Origin of the sequence: Pararhizobium arenae (genome assembly GCF_001931685.1) — a bacterium.
GTDB classification, from domain to species: Bacteria; Pseudomonadota; Alphaproteobacteria; order Rhizobiales; family Rhizobiaceae; genus Pararhizobium; species Pararhizobium arenae.
Map to the genome: position 1 here is coordinate 263493 of NZ_MOOY01000006.1, position 18822 is coordinate 282314.

The 18822-nt window shown below is 60.1% G+C and carries 17 protein-coding genes; 7 read left to right on the forward strand and 10 right to left on the reverse strand.

The annotated features are described in order from the left end of the window. Positions 1 to 269 precede the first annotated feature (269 nt). Positions 270 to 1349, forward strand: coding sequence for a DUF475 domain-containing protein (locus BLX89_RS15310; RefSeq protein WP_075291812.1), 1080 nt, complete (start codon positions 270 to 272; stop codon positions 1347 to 1349). Positions 1350 to 1449: 100 nt separating this feature from the next. On the opposite strand, the gene BLX89_RS24810 is transcribed toward BLX89_RS15310, so the two are convergent. The 5 genes from BLX89_RS24810 to BLX89_RS15330 form a co-directional block, all read right to left on the reverse strand. Further along, positions 1450 to 1623 (reverse strand): hypothetical protein, encoded by a 174-nt coding sequence (locus BLX89_RS24810; protein ID WP_198935152.1) that lies wholly within the window; start codon positions 1621 to 1623, stop codon positions 1450 to 1452. A gap of 183 nt (positions 1624 to 1806) precedes the next feature. Beyond that, a complete protein-coding gene (locus tag BLX89_RS15315) occupies positions 1807 to 3324 on the reverse strand; it encodes a tripartite tricarboxylate transporter permease (protein ID WP_075291813.1) in 1518 nt (505 codons plus the stop codon). Positions 3325 to 3336: 12 nt separating this feature from the next. Then, positions 3337 to 3828, reverse strand: a complete 492-nt coding sequence (locus BLX89_RS15320; protein ID WP_075291814.1) for a tripartite tricarboxylate transporter TctB family protein — start codon at positions 3826 to 3828, stop codon at positions 3337 to 3339. Continuing rightward, positions 3825 to 4769: a Bug family tripartite tricarboxylate transporter substrate binding protein gene (locus BLX89_RS15325; RefSeq protein ID WP_075291815.1), complete on the reverse strand. Its 945-nt coding sequence runs from the start codon at positions 4767 to 4769 to the stop codon at positions 3825 to 3827. The genes BLX89_RS15320 and BLX89_RS15325 overlap by 4 nt, the downstream gene beginning before the upstream one ends. 226 nt (positions 4770 to 4995) lie before the next feature. Further along, a complete protein-coding gene (locus BLX89_RS15330; RefSeq protein WP_075291962.1) occupies positions 4996 to 6063 on the reverse strand; it encodes an ABC transporter substrate-binding protein in 1068 nt (355 codons plus the stop codon). 152 nt (positions 6064 to 6215) lie between these two features. Here BLX89_RS15330 and BLX89_RS15335 point away from each other — a divergent pair, with 152 nt between their 5' ends. From BLX89_RS15335 to BLX89_RS15345, 3 genes are all read left to right on the forward strand, one after another. Further along, entirely contained in the window at positions 6216 to 6890 is a 675-nt protein-coding gene (locus BLX89_RS15335) for a response regulator (RefSeq protein ID WP_075291816.1), read from the forward strand. Next, the gene (locus tag BLX89_RS15340; RefSeq protein WP_075291817.1) at positions 6887 to 8263 is read left to right on the forward strand and encodes a sensor histidine kinase; all 1377 of its coding nucleotides are present in this window, start codon (positions 6887 to 6889) and stop codon (positions 8261 to 8263) included. The genes BLX89_RS15335 and BLX89_RS15340 overlap by 4 nt, the downstream gene beginning before the upstream one ends. 480 nt (positions 8264 to 8743) lie before the next feature. After that, positions 8744 to 9739 carry an MDR family oxidoreductase gene (locus tag BLX89_RS15345; protein ID WP_075291818.1) on the forward strand — a complete coding sequence of 332 codons (996 nt, stop codon included), beginning with the start codon at positions 8744 to 8746 and terminating at the stop codon, positions 9737 to 9739. A gap of 51 nt (positions 9740 to 9790) precedes the next feature. On the opposite strand, the gene BLX89_RS15350 is transcribed toward BLX89_RS15345, so the two are convergent. The 3 genes from BLX89_RS15350 to BLX89_RS15360 all read right to left on the reverse strand — a co-directional run bounded on the left by BLX89_RS15350 (position 9791) and on the right by BLX89_RS15360 (position 11780). Beyond that, positions 9791 to 10570 carry an ABC transporter substrate-binding protein gene (locus tag BLX89_RS15350; RefSeq protein ID WP_075291963.1) on the reverse strand — a complete coding sequence of 260 codons (780 nt, stop codon included), beginning with the start codon at positions 10568 to 10570 and terminating at the stop codon, positions 9791 to 9793. A 119-nt stretch (positions 10571 to 10689) separates the two neighbouring features. Then, positions 10690 to 11502 (reverse strand): MerR family transcriptional regulator, encoded by an 813-nt coding sequence (locus tag BLX89_RS15355; RefSeq protein ID WP_075291819.1) that lies wholly within the window; start codon positions 11500 to 11502, stop codon positions 10690 to 10692. Between the two features lie 23 nt (positions 11503 to 11525). Further along, positions 11526 to 11780 (reverse strand): type II toxin-antitoxin system RelB/DinJ family antitoxin, encoded by a 255-nt coding sequence (locus BLX89_RS15360; protein ID WP_075291820.1) that lies wholly within the window; start codon positions 11778 to 11780, stop codon positions 11526 to 11528. A 404-nt stretch (positions 11781 to 12184) separates the two neighbouring features. Here BLX89_RS15360 and BLX89_RS15365 point away from each other — a divergent pair, with 404 nt between their 5' ends. After that, positions 12185 to 13453 carry a 4-aminobutyrate--2-oxoglutarate transaminase gene (locus BLX89_RS15365; protein WP_075291821.1) on the forward strand — a complete coding sequence of 423 codons (1269 nt, stop codon included), beginning with the start codon at positions 12185 to 12187 and terminating at the stop codon, positions 13451 to 13453. A gap of 158 nt (positions 13454 to 13611) precedes the next feature. Further along, complete coding sequence (locus tag BLX89_RS15370) at positions 13612 to 15075, forward strand: NAD-dependent succinate-semialdehyde dehydrogenase (RefSeq protein WP_075291822.1); 1464 nt, start codon at positions 13612 to 13614, stop codon at positions 15073 to 15075. A 96-nt stretch (positions 15076 to 15171) separates the two neighbouring features. Here BLX89_RS15370 and BLX89_RS15375 read toward each other — a convergent pair whose 3' ends face one another. Further along, entirely contained in the window at positions 15172 to 16344 is a 1173-nt protein-coding gene (locus BLX89_RS15375) for a CaiB/BaiF CoA transferase family protein (protein ID WP_075291823.1), read from the reverse strand. Positions 16345 to 16352: 8 nt separating this feature from the next. Next, positions 16353 to 17540 carry an acyl-CoA dehydrogenase gene (locus BLX89_RS15380; protein WP_075291824.1) on the reverse strand — a complete coding sequence of 396 codons (1188 nt, stop codon included), beginning with the start codon at positions 17538 to 17540 and terminating at the stop codon, positions 16353 to 16355. 251 nt (positions 17541 to 17791) lie between these two features. On the opposite strand from BLX89_RS15380, the gene BLX89_RS15385 reads away from it, so the two are divergent. After that, a complete protein-coding gene (locus BLX89_RS15385) occupies positions 17792 to 18727 on the forward strand; it encodes a LysR family transcriptional regulator (RefSeq protein WP_075291825.1) in 936 nt (311 codons plus the stop codon). The last annotated feature ends 95 nt before the right edge of the window (positions 18728 to 18822 follow it).

Below are 18822 nucleotides of genomic sequence, written 5' to 3' on the forward strand. Positions count from 1 at the left end.
TAAATCTACCCTCTTGACCTTCGGTGCCGGATCGCTAATTAATGACTCGCTCCGACCGTCAGACATCGAAAGCGGTGGAGTGAACCTGGTGCCGGGCCCCTCTGGCGAGAGTTTTTACGGCGCTCTCGTGATGTCGGTACCGCCAGCAAATAGCCGGCGGATTACGCACAAATGACACTACACTCTTCGCGACAAGCGCATTCCGTTGGCATGCGCTCCTTCTGCATATCTGCAGGCCTGTTCCTCCCGCTCGTAACGGAGGCACGGCCATGAACCAGCCTCAGACGCACACCACATCCCTCGGTTATTTCAAGTGGGCCTTCATCGTCACGGCTGTCGGGCTTCTGCTCGGCGCCTGGCTTGGCTGGAACTCGACCGGCACGATCTCCGGTACGGCAACTGTCTTCTTCATCTGTACCGTTCTCGCGGTGCTGGAGATTTCCCTTTCCTTCGATAACGCCATCGTCAATGCCAACAAGCTCAAGGACATGACCCCTGAGTGGCAGCATCGGTTCCTCACCTGGGGCATCATCATCGCTGTCTTCGGCATGCGCATCGTGTTCCCGCTGTTGATCGTCGTGATCGCTGCGAATATCGGCCCGATCGACGCGCTCATCCTGGCGGCGGCCCGTCCTGAGGAATATGCGCGCATCATGCACGAGGCCCATCTTCCGATCGCGGCCTTCGGCGGCACCTTCCTGATGATGGTCGGCCTCACCTACTTCTTCGATCACGAGAAGGATGTGCACTGGATCGCCTTCCTCGAACGCCACATGGCGCGGTTCGCGACGATCAAGGGCATCGAGATCGCTTTCGTTCTCATCCTGATTCTCGGCTTCTCACGCCTGCTGGAAGGCGAAGAAGCAACGGTATTCGTGCATTCGGCAATCTACGGTCTGGTGACCTTCCTGGTCGTTGAAGTGATCGGCGGCCTGCTCGATGCTTCCCAGCAGACCATGAGTGCGGCTGCAAAGGGTGGCCTCGGCGCCTTTATTTATCTTGAAGTGCTCGATGCCAGCTTCTCCTTCGATGGGGTCATCGGCGCCTTCGCCCTGACGCAGAACCTCTTCATCATCGCCATCGGCCTCGGTATCGGCGCCATGTATGTGCGCTCAATGACGATCATGCTGGTGGAGAAGGGAACGCTGGCCGAGTACCGGTATCTGGAACACGGCGCGTTTTACGCCATCCTGATCCTTTCGGTGATCATGTACTTCCAGACGCTGGTGCACATCCCCGAGGTGATCACCGGTCTTGGCGGCGCAGCGCTGATCGGCGTCTCGCTCTGGTCATCGATCCGCTACAACCGGCAGGAACAGGCCGAGGATCTGCAGGAGGCGCACCAGTAAGGTGCCTCCTTTCCTGCAGTCGGAAGGTGACCGAACAAACGAAAAGCCCGCCGGGGGAACACCGGCGGGCTTTTGCGTTGGGAGATCAGTATCGTGCAGATCAGCCGCGGTTTACAGAGTGAAACCGTGCCGGATCGATGCCGAGGGTATTGAGGTCGCGATCCAGAGGACGACGGCCACCTTCAACTGCCGCGGCAGCGGCGGAGGCAGCGCCGAACACGGCGATCGCACGACCGAAGAAGCCTTTACGGGTGGAAGAATTACGGGCGGTCATTTTGCTTTCTCGCTTTCGTGATTGGTTGACCACCTGAAGATGGGGCACATCAGCCCTTTCTACAATGCACGAATCATCATCGCAGCTATGCAAGGCAAGCAGGCTACGCAACGCGAACAGGCCGGGTTTCTTTCGAAACCCGGCCTGTTATCTGGTCGCTCGTCGATCAGCTTGGGAGGAGGATCAATCTTCCGAGGCGGCCAATTGCGAGAGAACCTCGCCCCGGCCCCGCGCCCGCAGGATGAGCGGGACGATAAGGGCGGCCGCAGCGATGGTCAGAAGCACGGCTGCGATGGGAGAGGTAAAGAGTACGGTCATATCGCCCTGGCTGATCGACAGCGCCCGGCGCAACTGCTGCTCCGCGAGCGGCCCGAGGATGAGCCCGACGACCACAGGCGCAATCGGATAGCCGAAGATGCGCATGACATAACCGAGCAGACCGAACGCCAGAAGCATGCCAAGCTCGAAGGGCGACGGGTTGGCGCCGATGGTGCCGAGCGTCGCGAAAAGCAGGATGCCGGCGTAAAGCCAGGGCTTCGGTATGGTCAGGAGCCGCACCCAGAGACCGACCAGCGGCAGGTTCAGCACCAGCAGCATCAGGTTGGCGATCAGAAGGCTGGCGATCAGGCCCCAGACAAGTTGCGGGTTGGTTGCAAACAGCAGCGGACCCGGCTGCAGGCCGTATTGCTGGAAGCCTGCGAGCATGATCGCCGCCGTTGCCGTCGTTGGCAGGCCAAGCGTCAGGAGCGGGACAAGCGTACCCGCAGCCGACGCATTGTTGGCCGCTTCCGGGCCGGCCACGCCTTCAATTGCGCCATTGCCGAATTCCTCGGGGTGCTTGGTCAGGCGCTTTTCGGTCGCGTAGGAGAGGAAAGTGCCGATTTCCGCACCACCGGCCGGCATGGCACCAATCGGAAAGCCGATCGCCGTGCCGCGCAGCCATGGCTTCCAGGAACGCGCCCAATCTGCAGCCGTCATCCAGACAGAACCCTTGACCGCTTCCACCTTGTCCGGGCCGCGATCACCCTGGGCGGCGATATAGAGCGATTCACCGATGGCGAACATGGCAACGGCAAGCGTAGTCACCTCGATACCATCAAGGAGATCGGGAACGCCGAAGCTGAGACGCGCCTGCCCCGTCAGTTGGTCGATGCCGATGGTGGCCAGCGCCAGACCGATGAACAGCGACGTCAAACCACGCAGGGTCGAATCGCCGAAAGCCGAAGACACGGTGACAAAAGCGAGAACCATCAGAGCGAAATATTCGCGCGGGCCAAAAACCAGCGCCAGCTTGACGACGAAGGGCGCGATGAAGGCAAGCGCGATGGTTGCGATAAGACCCGCCACGAAGGAGCCGATCGCCGCCGTCGCCAGCGCCGGTCCGCCGCGGCCCGCTCGGGCCATCTTGTTGCCCTCCAGCGCCGTAACGATCGACGAGCTTTCTCCAGGCGTGTTGAGCAGGATCGAGGTGGTGGAGCCGCCGTACATACCGCCGTAATAGATGCCGGCAAACATGATCAGCGAGCCCGCCGGATCGAGCTTGTAGGTAACGGGCAGCAGAAGCGCGACCGTCAGTGCCGGGCCGATACCGGGCAGAACGCCAACGGCGGTGCCAAGTGTGACGCCGATCAGTGCATAGAGCAGGTTCATCGGCTGCATTGCGATGCTGAGACCATGCAGCAGGAATTCGAAAGTGTTCATTGCGCCATGCCCTCAGAGAAACAGATGTTCAAGCGGGCCTGCAGGCAGGGAGAGCTGCAACAGGCCAGCAAAGATCAGCCAGACTCCGAGACAGAGCGCGATGCCAACCGGAAGGGTGATCCAAAGCTTGCGCTTTCCAAAGCCGGCCGCCGCCGCGGCAAACAGGATGCCGGTCGCAATCGAGAAACCGGCAACTTTGAGCAAGAGAAGCTGTGCAACCAGTCCGCCGACGATCCACACGACAGGGCCGATCTCCTGACGCTCCCGCTCGGGAAAATCACCGCGCCAGGCTTCAAACGCCGTCCAGATAGCAAGAACCACGAGCACACAGGCAATCACAAAAGGCACGGTCGCGGGGCCGATGCGCGAATAGCTGGCGATGGCCGCAAGCCGGGAGACATCCCAGAAGATGATTGCAGCGATTGCGGCGAGGAAAACGGCAATGAACAGCGCCGCCCGATCCGGGCGGCGCTTACCGTTCAAAGGGGTGTTACCCTTGTTCATTGAACAAGCCCGATCTCTTTGAGGATGGTCTCGGTCGCGGAAATATCCTTGGCAAGCTGTTCTTCAAAAGCAGGGCCTGCGAGGTAGGTATCCTGCCAGCCCTTGGTCTTCAGGGTTTCCTGCCAGCTGGCCGACTTGGCAAGCTTTTCGATATCTGCGGTAACCGCAGCCTTCTGCTCGTCGCTGAGCCCCGGAGCGGCGGCGACCATGCGCCAGTTCTGAACGACCACATCGAGGCCGCTTTCTTTGATGGTCGGGGCATCGATGCCGTCAATGCGTGCATCCGAGGAAACGGCGAGCAGGCGCAACGTGCCGGACTTCACCTGGGACTCGAACTCGCCGTAACCGGAGATGCCGGCCGTGACCTGGTTGCCGAGGATGGCCGCCAGCGCTTCGCCACCGCCGGAATAGGCGATGTAGTTGATCTTGGTCGGATCAACGCCGGCTGCCTTGGCAATCAGGCCGACCGCAATGTGGTCGGTACCGCCGGCAGACCCGCCAGCCCAGGATACGGCGCCGGGGTCCTTCTTCAGCGCCTCGACCAGATCACCAAACGTCTTAAGCGGTGATTCGGCCGGAACGACGATGGCTTCGTATTCGCCGGTCAGACGGGCGATCGGGGTGACGTCCTTCAAGGAAACCGGCGACTTGTTGGTGAGGATGGCGCCGACCATGACATAGCCGCCGACGATCAGGGCATTCGGATTGCCGTTCGACTGGCTGGCGAACTGGGCAAGGCCGATCGTGCCGCCGGCGCCCGGTACGTTCTGGACCTGAACGTTGCCGGAGATGCCTTCCTGCTGAAGCGAGGTCTGCATCGAACGGGCGGTCTGGTCCCAGCCGCCGCCCGGATTGGCCGGGGCGATAATGGTGTAATCGGCAGCGCTTGCCGAAAAGGCAACAGCGCCGGCAAGGATGGAAGCGATAAGAAACTGTTTCAAGGGTAGTCCTCCGTCGGGCGCCTCTGGCGCGCATGTTAACTGCGCAGACGGAAGGGGTTGCCGTGCCCGAAACGGGGCTGTGGCCGGCGTTCTCCTCCCAACCTGCCTCTTCGTCCGCCTCCACGGACGATGAAGACCTGCAAAGCACCACAGAAAGCTGTCATTTACCTGACATTCATTCTTGTGGCGAAAGCGACGGCAGCTTCCTCCAAAAAACAGCCATCGTCTACTGCAGCCGCAAGGCCTCATTCCAGCGTGCGATCAAGCGTGCGCGCTTCACCTGATCTAGATAGACCATCAATCCCGGACTGACAGGGACGGGACGCAATTGTGCGCCAAGAATTTCCTGCATGGTGCTTGCCGTGTTGTCGCCGGCAACATCCGGATTGACGGCCGCGATATGCAGCTCACGCGCCATGATCGACTGCCCCTCGGGCGACATGAAGAACTCGAGATAGCGACGACCGAGATCCGGCGCCGCTGCGGCCTGCGGCACCAGACCGATGCGCGACATGACGACGGTATAATCCTTGGGAAGAACAATGCCGACGTCCGGATGACGCGAGGCCCAATCGGCAGCATAGGAACCGACGATATTGTAGCCAAGCACGAAACGCCCATCCGAGACCCGCTCGAGGATGGCCGAGCTCGTGGAATAGAGTTTGACACCGGCCGCCCCCATGGCCTGAATCACCGACCAGATATCACCGAACTGCTCCTGATCGCGGGCCATGAACAGGAAGCCGACGCCGGATCGATCGATGTCATAGGTACCGATCTGCCCGAAAACGGAATTGCCCTTTCGTTTCAGGTAGTCGACAAATTCGGCACGGCTTGCAGGCGGCTTTTCATGGACGAAGCTCGGCTTGTGATAGACAAAGACGGCAGGCTCGAAGGTCAGTGCGTAGGCCGTGTTGCGCCAGTTCGCCCACTGTGGCCAACGGCCGCTGAGCGAAAGGTCGCTGCGCTGGGCGTAGCCGTCATTCGAAAGCTTCACCTGGAGGTCCATGGCTGAGGAAAAGGCAAAATCGGCGGTCTTTTCGCCAGCATCGGTCTCATGAACGATGCGGTCGTAGATCTCGCCCGTCAGCATCTCTTCGTAACGCACGGCAATATCCGGGTTCGCCTTCTGGAAGCCTTCGACCATGGGCCGCGCCAACGGGCCATCAAGGGACGAATAGACGGTGAGGACGCGTGCCTCCGCGTCTCCGGATGGAGCAGGATAGAACGTCGCCTCCGCCACGGCCAGCGACGGAAATGCAATAAGGACAAACAGAGACAAGAGGCTGCGCATGACCGGATCATGCAGCAGCGGCAAGGACTTCACAAGCACGCCGCATTTGGCGAGTGACCACTGTGTGCTCTCGCAAAAACTGTTCCGCTGCCGAGTATGTTGCGCTAATTCAAAAGAGCGGATGAAATCTGACCGCTGGAGGATGGCAAGGCGTGCGGATATTGCTAGTGGAGGACAATGCGACGCTGTCGGAGGGGCTTTCGGCCATCCTGCGCTCCAGCGGTTATGCGGTGGATGTCGTGGCCGACGGCGCGTCCGCCAACGCCGTGCTCGCCACGGAGAATTTCGATCTCGTCATCCTTGATCTGACGCTGCCGGAAATGGATGGGCTGGACGTGCTGCGCGCCATGCGGGCCCGCCAGAACAGATCGGCCGTGATGATCCTGACGGCCCGCGGCACGCCGGAGGAGCGGGTCAAGGGCCTCGACCTCGGCGCCGACGACTACATGATCAAGCCCTTCGATGTCGGCGAGTTCGAGGCCCGGGTGCGGGTTCTGCTGCGCCGTCAGGCCGGATTGCGTGCCTCCAATGTCAGCTACGGGAATGTCTCCTTCGACCTGAAGTCGCGCGTCTTTTCGGTTGATGGCGCCATCATCGATATTCCGCTGCGGGAACTCGGGCTTCTTGAAATCCTCTTCCTGCGCGCTGGCAAGGTCGTGGCCAAGGAGGCGATCATCCAGTCTCTTACGGCCTTCGACGACGATCTGAGCTCCAACGCGATCGAGCAATATGTAAGCCGGCTCAGGAAAAGACTTGCGCCGCACGGGCTGACGGTGCGCACCGCCCGCGGCATCGGCTATTATCTCGAAAAGGCGGCGAGTTCTTGAGCGGCGCCTATTCGCTTCGAAGAAGGCTGCTGGCCTGGCTGCTGATCTCGACGGCCGTGATAGGCGTGATCGCGCTCGCGGATACCTATCGCGAGGCGGTGAAAACCGCGAACACCGTTTCCGACCGTGTTTTGGCCGGTTCCGCCCTTGCCATTGCCGAGCGTGTTGTCGTTTCGGAAGATGGCGCTTTGGAAGTCGATATTCCCTATGTGGCCCTGGAGATGCTGACATCCGCGGCACAGGACCGCGTGTTCTACCGGGTCGATGGGCCACCCGGGACGTTTATCACCGGTTATCAAAACCTGCCGTCGATCGACATGAAAGGGGAAGCTTCCGCCTATGCCGATGCAGAATTTCGTGGCGAGCCGATCCGCATCGCCGTACTCGAACGCTCGGCCTCGACCGGCATAAACTCCGTTCCCTTCGTTGTCACCGTCGCGGAAACGACGATTGCGCGCCGTCAACTCGCCCAGACAATTCTGCTGCGTTCCGCTCTCAGGCTCGCCGTCATGATCCTCGGCGCTGCGACCATCGTCTGGATCGCCGTTACCTTCTCGCTGCGCCCGCTTTACAGGCTGGGCGATGCCATTTCGGAGCGCAGCCCGGACGATCTGCATCCGATCCGGCAATCGGTGCCGAGTGAAGTCGAAGGGCTGGTCGAGACAGTCAACTCCTTCATGGTGCGGCTGCAATCGGCGCTCGATGCTCTCCGGCATTTCAGCGGCAATGCCAGCCATCAACTGCGCACGCCGCTCGCCATCATCCGCACCCAGCTTGCTCTTTCTGCCCGCGCGTCCACACTGGAAGAGGCGCAGGCCGCCGCCCGCAAGGGTGACGAGGCCGTGGCCCATGCGGAGCGCATCCTGAAGCAACTCTTGATGATGGCAAAGATCGATGCCGCCGGGTCAAGCCAGCGAGCGCTTCCCGAACCGTTGAACCTGACTTCACTCGCTCAGGAGATCACGGCCGACTATGTGCCGAAGGCCGGCGAAGCCGATGTCGATCTTGGCTTTGAAGGAGAAGGACAAGTGTTCGTCGCCGCCGAGCCGCTGCTGATCGGTGAACTGCTGCGCAACCTGATCGAAAATGCGCTTGCCTATGCCGGCAAGGGTGCTGAAGTGACCGTGCGCGTGGCATCGCTCGCCGGAGTGGCCCGTCTCGAAGTCGAGGACAACGGTCCGGGCATTCCGCCGGAGAAACGGCAGATTGCCCGCCAGCGTTTTGCGCGCGGCGGTGAAACCGATGCTCCCGGCATGGGCCTCGGCCTGCCGATCGTCGAGGAAATAGCCAGCCTGTTCGCCGGAAAGGTTGACCTTTCCGACGGACGTGATGGCAAAGGTCTGAAAGTCTCGGTGACCTTTTCGCCGGTCTGATCAGTCACCGCCCGAAGATGGCAGCAAGCAATTAAGGTTGAATCAGGCCGGAGTGAAAGATTAACGACCGCGAGGTGCGGTGAACAGCTCGGTTTCGCGAGCCCGTCCGAGAAGGAGGGCACTCCAGAGAACCTGGAAAAAACCGGGGTTCGCGAGCTTGCGCTGCGAAGTCATGATAAGCTCCATTGGATATTGACGAAGCTCATATGGCACAGGCGGAAATCTTTTTCCAGAGGGCAAGAGTCAAATCAGCCCTGCGTGGCAAGCATAGCGTTCATTATAGTTTTCTTCAGAAAATATCGGCGTAGATATACTATCGGAAATAGCCACAAAAGAATTCGGAAATCCTCATCAACACGTTGAGCGGTATAGCTTTTCCCCTTCGATCGCCCGGCAGGCTTGTTTGCCTTTCGTCGACATGGCTTTCGTGCCGACCCCATGCCATGGTGGCGCCCACGCGATGTTACCGAGGAGAAAATCATGACCGAACCGTTCCGCGCCCTGATGATCGAGGATCAGAATGGCAAGCCGGTTCCCAGTTTCAGGATGCTGGCGCTTTCAGATCTGCCCGATCATGACGTGCTGGTGGAAGTCTCCTACTCGACGGTCAACTACAAGGACGGTCTGGCCATCACAGGCAAGGGTCGTATCGCTCGCCGCCTGCCGATGGTTGCCGGTGTCGATCTCGCGGGAACCGTGGTTGAATCGCGAGACCCGAACTGGAAGCCCGGCGACAAGGTGGTGGTCAATGGCTGGGGCCTCTCCGAAACGGAATGGGGCGCCTATACGCGCTATCAGCGGCTGAAGCCGGAATGGCTGACACGACTGCCCGATGCCTTCAGCCTTGAGGAAAGCATGGCCATAGGAACCGCCGGTTATACGGCAGCCCTGAGCGTCGCCGCCCTTGAAGATTGGGGCGCCATAAAGATGGGCGATCGTGAGATTATCGTCACCGGTGCGGCAGGCGGCGTCGGCTCCGTCGCCGTTTCACTGCTCACGGCACGCGGCTACCGCGTCACAGCCTCGACCGGACGACCGGAAAGCCACGATTATCTCGCCAAACTTGGCGCGACCGGCTTTATCGACCGATCAACGCTGGCTGAGAAGGGCGGCGTGCTGCAGCCGGAACGTTGGGCGGGCGGCGTCGATTCCGTCGGCTCGACAACCCTCGCCAACGTGCTCGCGCAAACGGCCCGCAACGGCGCCATTGCGGCCTGCGGTCTGGCAGGTGGGGCAGACCTGCCGGCAAGTGTCATGCCGCACATCCTGCGCGGCGTGGCGCTCATTGGCGTGGATTCCGTTTATGCAGATCATAATCGCCGTGATCGCGCCTGGTCCATCCTCGCCGAAAGCCTGGATCGCGCGCATCTTGCTGCGATCAGCCGGGTCGAGCCGCTCTCAAATCTGCCCCAGCTTGCTCAGGATATCGTCGCCGGCCAAATTCAGGGGCGCGTTGTCATAGACGTAACCAAATAAAAAGCCTCCCCAAACGGTTCGGGGAGGCCAGAAGACGAAGCTGCTTTGCGATCACTTCATCGTATAGACGTCGATGGTGAAATACTTGTCGTTGATCGTCTTGTAAGTGCCGTCGGCGCGGATGTCGGCAAGCGCCTTGTTGAGCTTTTCGCGCAGGTCGCTGTCGTCCTGACGTAAGGCGATACCAACGCCATCACCAACGAACTTCTTGTCGGTGATCGGATCACCCACGAGTTCGCAGCACTTGCCGTCCTCAGACTTTGTGACCCAGTCCAGCATGGGCAGCATATCGCCGACCTGCATGTCGAGGCGACCGTTGACCATATCGAGATTGGTTTCGTCCTGCGTCGGATAAAGCTTGATATCGGCATCCGGATAAGTCGCGGCGATGTAATCGGCCTGCGTCGTACCGGACTGCGCGCCGATGACCTTGCCCTTCAGCGCCTCGTTGGTAAATTCCTTGATGTCGGAGCCTTTCGGCAAGACATGGGTCATGGCTGCGAGATAATAAGGATCGGTGAACGCGACCTGCTTCTTGCGTTCTTCTGTAATGAACATCGAGGCGATGATAATGTCGTACTTCTTGGCGATCAGTCCCGGAATGATGCCGTCCCAGTCCTGCGCCACGACTTCGCATTCGACATTCATTTTCGCGCAGAGTGCCAGTCCGATATCGACATCGAAGCCACCGATCTTGCCGGCGGAATCAACGAAGTTGAAGGGCGGATAGGCACCTTCCGTGCCGATCAGCAGCGTGTCGGCGGAGTGAGCAGCAGTCGTTGAAAAGGCGGCGGCACAGGCGAAAGCCCATGCGATCATCTGTTTTCTTATCATGACGTTCCCTCTTTTATCCATCGGTCGGTGATGGTTGCGACGATCCTAAGGCGGCATTTCGCATAACCGAAATAGATAGCGGCAATAGCGGGTATTATTCCGATTGATCCCAGCGATCAGAAGGTCGGCGGCGTATTGATCCAGAGCAGGACTGTTTCGCCATCGTGACGATTTACCCAGGCGTGGTGGCGCCGGCTCGCGAAATAAAGCGAATCCCCCGGGCCGAGATCGTGGAAATGCTCGCCATCGATGATGAATTCTACACGGCCCGAGAGCACATAGACGAACTCTTCGCCCTCATGCCGATAGGCACCCTCGCTTGAAGCGCCTGCCTCCAGTACGAAGCGATGGCAATCCATCTGATTGCGGCCTTCGGCAAGCAGTTGCACCGTCACGCCGGGCGTGGTCCGAGGCCATGCGCGCCACTCGCCGGCCCGAACGACGGCGCGGCTCTCCGGCTCATCCTCGCCGGAAAGGCTGGACACGGTGGTATCGAAGTAAGACGCTAGATTGTGAAGAACGGTGACGGAAACGCCCTGCGATGTGCGTTCAAGGGTCGAAAGAACCGAGGGTGCGATGCCGACGTCGCCGGCCACCTGTTCCAGCGTCTTGCCCGCGGCATGGCGCAGGCTGCGCAGCTTGCGGCCGACCGGCGAAACGCTGCCGCCGTCTGAAACACCGGCGTCATCTCCTGTCTCCGCATCGAGCGCTTCGCGGATCGCAGCCGGGTTAAGCCCACGCTCGGCGCGAAACCAGGAAATCCTCTTCAGCCGGGCAAGATCGCTTTCGCTGTATTGCCGATGGCCTGTCGAGGACCGATCGGGCACCACAAGCCCCTGTGTTTCCCAAAGGCGCAGAGTGGATGCGGAAACGCCTGCAAGCCGCGCGGCTTCGGCAACCTTGTATCGAACAGGGGCGTCAGCGCTCATCACTGACGCCCTCATGCTTTGTGTCAATGTTCCAGGTCACGAAAAAGATCTTCACCATTCTCCATGCGCCGCACCGGCCTTTCGGCGAAAGCTTCAGCTTCCGTATCCTCATAGGTCGGAACTTTCAGCTCAAACGGCAGGCGACGCTCTTCGGCAATACGCAGCATCAACATACGGATGGCATCGGAGAGGGAAAGCCCCATGGCAGACAAGGCTTCCACAGCCCGCTGCTTGGTTCCGGAATCGATGCGGGCCCGAATGATCGTATCTGCTGTCATGGCGTCATTCTCCTGATGCTGAAATGTTTCAAGGAAAGGTTTGTCGACCTGAAAAACAGGAATGTTGAAAATCAGTCTTCGGCATGTATGCAAAGGTCATAGTGCATGGAAATGCCTTTGCATCCGCGGCTTGGAACGCCACTTCCAACGTTGACCGAACGAATAGGTTCGGAGAGGAAAAATGGCGCACGAATAGTCAGTTGCGTACGGCTCGGATTACCTTCGCCGCGTGCCAGATCAAAAAATATCCACTGCTGCAATGTTCCGACAGTGTAGCCACAATGCTTCGCGTTTGACAAGAAAAAGCATCCGAGAGGGTTAGCGTAGGATCACAAAATTTGATTTGCAAACCTACAGAAAAAATATAGGATTTAAAAAAATCACCTCACTTTAGGACGACGATTGTGACTTCTCTCACCGACCGCAAGAATGCCGCCATTTCTCGTGGCGTTGGCATGACCACGCAGATTTACGCCGACCGCGCTGAAAACGCCGAGATCTGGGATAAGGAAGGCAATCGCTACATCGATTTTGCCGCCGGTATCGCCGTCGTCAACACCGGTCACCGCCACCCGCGGGTGATCGAGGCCGTCAAGAACCAGCTCGATCGCTTCACCCACACCTGCCACCAGGTCGTGCCTTACGAGAATTATGTCGAGCTTGCCGAGCGCCTGAATGCTATCACCCCTGGCGATTTCGAGAAGAAGACGATCTTCGTGACGACAGGTGCGGAAGCCGTCGAAAACGCCGTCAAGATCGCCCGTGCTGCCACCGGGCGTCAGGCCGCCATCGCCTTCAGCGGCGGTTTTCATGGACGCACCTTCATGGGCATGGCGCTGACCGGCAAGGTCGTGCCCTACAAGGTCGGTTTCGGCGCCATGCCGGGCGATGTTTTCCACGCGCCCTTCCCGGTCGAAATGCATGGCACCACCGTCGAGCAGTCGCTTGGTGTTCTGAAGAAGCTTTTCGCGGCCGATGTCGATCCGAACCGCGTCGCGGCCATCATCATCGAGCCGGTGCAGGGTGAAGGCGGCTTCTATCCTGTTCCGGTCAACTTCATGAAAGCCATCCGCGAAATCTGTGACCAGCACGGAATTCTCTTGATCGCCGATGAAGTGCAGACCGGCTTTGCGCGTACCGGCAAGCTGTTTGCCATGGAGCATTACGGAATTGCCGCCGACCTGATGACCATGGCCAAGGGTCTGGGCGGCGGTTTCCCGATCGCGGCTGTCACCGGTCGCAAGGACATCATGGATGCACCAGGGCCGGGCGGGCTCGGCGGCACCTATGGCGGTAGCCCGATCGGTATTGCCGCAGCCCATGCTGTTCTCGACGTCATCGAGGACGAAGACCTTTGCAACCGCGCCGAACAGCTTGGCGCTCGCCTGAAGCAGCGCCTTGCAGCGATCCGCGAAAAGGCACCTGAGATCGTCGATATCCGCGGTCCGGGCTTCATGAACGCCGTCGAGTTCAACGACGTCACGACCAATCTGCCGAGCGCCGATTTCGCCAACAAGGTGCGCCTGAAGGCTCTCGAAAAGGGCCTGATCCTGCTGACCTGCGGCGTTCATGGCAACGTTATCCGCTTCCTGGCGCCGATCACCATTCAGGACGGCGTCTTCGCGGAGGCGCTCGATATCCTCGAAGCTTCGATCCTCGAAGCCCGCGCCTAAGAAGCAAAGCAAGATGTCCATCGGCGGCACGTCGCCGATGGACGCGATTACAGCGATCCGCTACATCCAAGGGCCCACCGGCGCCCCCGCAGAGCCGATCCGTTCGCGCATGTAGACCCGCTACTCCGACAAGGACATCGCGGCAGAAAGGATCATCCATGATCTTTACCGCTCAGCTGACACATCACGTCAAGGAACCCGCGCGTCTTGGGCTTGAGAACGGGCCTTTTGCCGAAGGCGGCGAGACGTTTTCGGTCTATAACCCTTCAACGGGTGAACTGCTCGCGACATTGCCCGATATGGGCGTGAGGGAAACCCGTGCGGCAATTGACGCAGCCAGCATCGCGCAGGTGGCCTGGGCTGCCCTGCCCGCCAAAGACCGCAGCGCCGTCATGCGACGCTGGCACGATCTGGTGCTTGCCCATATCGACGACCTCGCCGCCATCCTGACGGCGGAAATGGGCAAGCCACTCGGGGAATCCAGATCCGAACTGCAGCACGCCGCAGCCTATATCGAATGGTACGCGGAAGAAGCCAAGCGCGTTTACGGCGAGACCATCCCCTCCCCCTCGGTCGACAGGCGCATGCTGGTCATCAAACAACCGGTCGGCGTCGTCGGCACAATTACACCGTGGAATTTTCCGGCCTCTATGGTGGCCCGCAAGATTTCTCCGGCGCTGGCCGTTGGCTGCGCCGTCATCCTGAAGCCGGCCGAACAGACGCCGCTGATCGCGCTTGCCATGTACACGCTCGCCCGTCACGCCGGCCTTCCCGAAGGTGTGCTGAGCCTCATCCTTTCTTCTGAGGGCGATGCCGTCGGCCGCGAACTCTGCGGCAATCCGAAGGTGCGCAAGATCAGCTTCACCGGCTCGACGGAGGTTGGTCGCATCCTGATGCGGCAGTGTTCCGACCAGATCAAGAAGGTGAGCCTCGAGCTTGGCGGTAGCGCGCCTTTTATCGTCTTCGATTGTGCCGATATCGACGCGGCCGTCGATGGCGCGATCCAGGCAAAATTCCGCAATGCCGGCCAGACCTGCACCTCGGCCAACCGCTTCTACGTCCAGAGCGGCGTCTATGACGAATTTGCCCGCAAGCTTGCGGACGAAACGAAAAAGCTCGTCGTCGGCGATGGCTTTTCGCCAACCGTGACGATCGGCCCGCTCATCGATGAACGGGCGCTCAAGAAGGTTGAGGCCCATGTTGCCGACGCCGTTTACAAGGGCGCGACGCTGCTCTGTGGCGGCGAAAAATTGGATGGCGCCGGCGCCTTCTATTCGCCTGCCGTGCTCTCGGATGTGCATCGTCACATGCTGGTCGCATGCGATGAAACCTTCGGCCCCGTTGCCCCTATCATCCGCTTTGAGCGGATTGAGGATGTGATCGCCGAGGCCAACGACACGATCTATGGCCTCGCTGCTTACTTCTACGCGACCGAACTGAAGAAGGTGTGGCGCGTGGCGGAGGCCTTGGAATACGGCATGATCGGCATCAATACCGGCCGCATGTCGTCCGAAGCGGCCCCCTTCGGCGGCCTCAAGCAATCCGGCATCGGCCGCGAGGGCTCCCGCCACGGGGCGGAAGACTATCTGGAGATGAAGTATCTCTGCATGGGGAATATTTGAGGGGGTAGTGCGGCAAATTCAGAGCCGGCCGCCCCCTTCATCCGGCCCTTCGGGCCACCTTTTCCCACAAGGGAGAAGAGGGAGCGAGCCGAAGTCTTAGCTCCTCAAACCGATTTCGCGCAGCACTTCATCGGTGTGCTCGCCCAGACGCGGTGAACCGCGCTCCAGTGCAAGCTCTGCACCGGAGAAGGTGATCGGCGTGCGCACGCCCGGCGCCGTGCCGCCCGCTGCACCCGTATGGGATGCATCGACCCGCATTGCCCGATGCTCGATCTGCGGATCGGAAAACACATCCGCTACCGTATTGATCGGCCCGCCGGGCACACCGGCCGCTTCCAGCTTCGCCAACAGGTCGTCGCGCTGGAATTTTGCGGTTTCCTCGGCCAAGGTCGGCGTCAGCGTATCGCGGTGCTGCACACGCAGGGCATTGGTCTGGTAGCGCGCATCCGCCGCCAGATCATGCCGACCGAGCAACTGGCAGAACTTGGCGAATTGCCTGTCATTGCCAACGGCAACAATCAGATGACCATCGGCAACCGGAAAGACCTGATAGGGCGCGATGTTCGGGTGGGCATTGCCGAGCCGGCGCGGCGATTTGCCGGAGACGAGGAAATTCAGCGCCTGATTGGCAAGCACCCCGGTCATGCTGTCATAGAGCGCCATGTCGATATGCTGGCCTTGGCCGGTACGCGCGCGCTGGGCAAGCGCTGCCTGCACGCCGATCACCCCATAGAGCCCGGTGAATATATCGGCAAAGGCAACGCCGATCTTCTGCGGTTCGCCATTTGGATCGCCGGTCAGGTCCATGATCCCGCTCATGCCCTGGATGATATAGTCGTATCCGGCGCGATGGGCATAAGGCCCATCCTGACCGAAGCCGGTGACCGAGCAATAGACAAGGCGCGGATTGATCGCCTTCAGGCTCTCGTAATCGAGCCCGTATTTCTCCAAGCCGCCGACCTTGAAGTTTTCAAGCAGCACATCGGACTGCGCAGCAAGCCGGCGCACGGCTTCCTGCCCCTCCGGCGTGGTGAAATCGAGCACCACGGATCGCTTGCCGCGATTACAGGCGTGAAAATAGGCAGCATCGAGCTGGCTGCCATCCTCACTCTCGACGAAGGGAGGCCCCCAGGTGCGGGTGTCGTCCCCTTGGGGGCTCTCCACCTTGATCACGTCGGCGCCAAGATCGGCGAGCGTCTGGCCGATCCAGGGACCGGCCAGAATGCGCGCGAGTTCGAGAACCTTCAGGCCTTGCAGCGGGGCTGTCATGTCACAGCTCAGAAGAAAGCCTGCAGCCCGGTCTGGGCGCGGCCGAGGATGAGGGCGTGCACGTCATGGGTACCCTCATAGGTGTTGACCGTTTCCAGATTGACCATGTGGCGCATGACCTGGAATTCTTCCGAAATGCCGTTGCCGCCGTGCATGTCGCGGGCCATGCGGGCGATATCGAGCGCCTTGCCGCAATTGTTACGCTTGACGATGGAGATCATCTCCGGCGCCATCTTGCCCTCGTCCATCAGGCGGCCGACGCGGAGCGACGCCTGGAGACCAAGCGAGATTTCCGTCTGCATATCCGCGAGCTTCTTCTGGAAGAGCTGGGTCTGGGCGAGCGGGCGGCCGAACTGCTTGCGATCAAGGCCATATTGACGAGCGGCATGCCAGCAGAATTCGGCGGCACCGAGAGAACCCCAGGAAATGCCGTAGCGAGCGCGGTTGAGGCAACCAAACGGACCCTTTAGCCCTTCGACATTGGGCAGCAGGTGATCTTCGCCGACTTCGACATTATCGAGCACGATTTCGCCGGTGATCGAGGCACGCAGCGAAAGCTTGCCGGCGATCTTTGGGGCGGAGAGGCCCTTCATGCCCTTTTCCAGCACGAAACCGCGGATCGCGCCGCCATGGGCCTCCGATTTCGCCCAGACGACGAAGACATCGGCAACCGGCGCATTCGAGATCCACATCTTGGAGCCCGTAAGCCGATAACCGGTATCGGTCTTGACCGCGCGCGTCTTCATGCCGCCTGGATCGGAGCCCGCATCCGGCTCGGTGAGGCCGAAGCAGCCGATCCATTCGCCGGATATCAGCTTTGGAAGATATTTCTGCTTCTGCTCTTCCGAGCCATAAGCATAGATCGGATAGATCACCAGAGAGGACTGTACGCTCATCATCGAGCGATAGCCGGAATCGACGCGCTCGACTTCGCGGGCAACAAGGCCGTAAGCCACATAGGAGGCGCCGACGCCGCCATAGGTATCCGAAACCGTGATGCCGAGCAGGCCGAGCTCGCCCATTTCGCGGAAGATCGAAGGATCGGTCTTTTCCTCGCGGTAGGCTTCGATGACACGCGGCTGCAGCTTGTCCTGCGCATAGGCGCGGGCCGTATCACGGATCATGCGCTCGTCTTCAGTAAGCTGATCCTCCAGCAGCAAGGCGTCGTCCCATTGAAACTGATTGGGGGCAGCCATGTCGTTCCTCCTGTGGCTCACGTCCTATGGCATCCCTTATGGCAAGCGGGGACAAGCGTTACAAACAAAATTGAGGCACTGCCTCATGCGGCGCGGGAATGGTATGGAACCACATGCAGAGATACAGACATATCTTTACCGGCAGAAGGGAGCAGCCAATGGCTGTAGAAGGCATCAGGCAACGGCCGCTCTCTGAAAACGGTCACGGAATCATAAACCGCCTATACCGCAGCCTCATGAGCGTCTGAGCCATGCAACGCCTTGAGCGCTTCGCCCATAATCTCGACTGGAACCTGCTGCGCACCTTCGTGATCGTGGTCGAGGAAGGCAGTATCACGGCGGCAGCGAACCGGCTGCTTTTGCAGCAACCGGCCGTGAGCATGGCGCTGAAGCGGCTCGAGCAGACGCTCGATCAGAAGCTTATCGACCGGCGCCCGGGCCGTTTCGAACTGACGGAGGCGGGTGCGAAACTCCACCGCCAGTGCCGCGATATCTTTGCAGCCGTCGTGCGGCTTCCTGAGACACTGGAAACGGCCGGCGACGATATCACTGGCCATGTCAGCATCCACACGGTCAGCCACGCGCACAACGATGCCTGGGATCGCAAGCTGCAAGGCTTCTTCGCACGCCATCCCAAAGCGACAATCAGCATCAAGGTCGAAACAACGACGGATGTGCTAAGCGCCGTCGAGCGGGGTGTCGCAACACTCGGCCTCTGCGACGGCAATATCCCCGATGGCCTGGAAAAGGCGTTTCACATCCGCGAGCAATATGCGCTCTATTGCGGTCGCGGCCATCGGCTGTTCGGCGTCAGGGATGCGGGCCTCAACGACCTGCGCGGCGATCCCTATATTGCCTTCACTGCCGATGTGCTCGGCGGCCAGCATATGAATGCGGTGACCGCGGTTCGGGCTATGGGCTCCTTCGGCCAGAAGGTGCGTGCCGTCTCCTCCAATGTCGAAGAGGTCATAAGGCTGATTTCGGCCAATATCGGCATCGGCATGATGCCGGATCATCTGGCAGCGCCCGGTCTCGCCGCAGGTGAACTCTGGCAGCTGCCGCCCTACAGCATGCCGCCGACGACGGATGTGTTTCGCATCACCAACCCCAATGCGATCCTCAACCCGGCGGAAGCCGCCTTCCTTGCCCATATCTCGGATACGGAAGCACTCGATCACAGCCTCTGAAAGCGCGATCAGGCATCAACCAATCTTATAGTCACCTTTGCCTCTATAAATTTGAAGGCAGGCGTGGATTTTCCTAATGTGCGGCCTCCACACAG